Here is a 1,316-nt window from a genome sequence, read left to right as displayed (position 1 = left end):
TAGGCAATGAACATCTTTTGGGGCCCCTTGAGCTAATGGAAGTATCATTGCTCAGAAGAAGCATCTCAGGGATCTTGGGCATTGGAGTTTGTCTGATTTACTTCTCAGGACTTTAAGGGTCAGAAAAGTTGAAAATTGAGACGATTTATTATGTGTCTCAACGTCTGCTCCTCGCTCATAGCAGCCTGCTGAAGTTGCAGTAGACTGCTTATGTCAGAAATGGACGCTGCTGGCAGCATAATGTATTAATCAACGAGAGGGCTGTCATAGTTTTTTTCAAAATGCTTTGAGGGATACAACACCATATGAAGAAGGGTTTAACAAACCTAGCTTGCTAATACCCCTCGTTCGAGGGGTATTTTCGGTTTATAACTTTATTCGATTTTGTCGACGCATGTTTTCTACTGCCAATGTAAAGTCTGCATTGGTAACGTTCTCTTGCCAACGAGACCAAAAATCTATTGTTGCACTTAACGGTTTTTCAGTTGGAGGGTCAATTTTAATCCTGCTTGGCAGGAGCACCGAATCACCCACAACCATGGCTTCTCCAACATCCATGATTGGGAGTGCCTCTAAGAGGCTCTCCAAACTTTCGGGTAGCAACTTGCGCACGGTCGCTTGATCATCCGCGTTCGTTAAACGCAGAGAAATGATGTTGTTACACTGGCTGAGAATGGTGGCACTTACATCTGAAGGTCTCTGGCTTACAATCATCAACGCAACGCCATATTTACGTCCTTCTTTAGCGATTTTTTCAAATGCTTCAACCGCTCTGCGTTCAACTGGGTTACCTTCTTTTCTTGGTAGGTATAGATGCGCCTCATCACAGACAAAGGCAACTGGTCTGCGATTTTTCGGATCAGTCCAGAATTGAACCTGATAGATGATACGGGCAACCAACCCAATGATTACTGGCAGGATATCGGCCGGAACTTCTGAAAAGTCGATTACTTTTATGCTTTTTTTTTGCTCGCCAAACTCCATCAGTTTTTCAGCAATCATGCTCAACGAATCGTATTGGTTGTATTTATCAGGACTATTAAAGAGAAAACCATAACGTCGGTCGTTTAAACGGCTTGCCAAGCGAACTAGCAGCCTGGAGAATTCGCCGTTGAAAGGGCCGTTTTTAGGACCTCTTGAGCCATCGACCTTCTCTTCATTTAAATATTTTAGTTTTCCAATGACATCATTCAGAGAATATGGAATTGGACTGTCGAGTGTAAAAGACTGTAACAGGTCGGCTCTACCATTCGCTTGCAGGAAAGTTTTCTTTTGCTCGGTAATTGCATCTTGAACAACCACAACTTGGTTATGCG

1 protein-coding gene is annotated in these 1,316 nt (G+C 43.2%); it reads right to left on the bottom strand.

Translation table 11 applies throughout. The features are described 5' to 3' along the window. Positions 1–366 precede the first annotated feature (366 nt). Positions 367–1,316 (bottom strand): ATP-binding protein (locus WH277_RS00425; RefSeq protein ID WP_339503714.1); only part of this gene is annotated, 950 nt, incomplete at its 5' end.

This window comes from Erwinia sp. MYb416 (genome assembly GCF_037479575.1).
Lineage (GTDB): Bacteria > Pseudomonadota > Gammaproteobacteria > Enterobacterales > Enterobacteriaceae > Erwinia > Erwinia rhapontici.
This window is presented reverse-complemented; position numbering and strand designations above follow the sequence as displayed.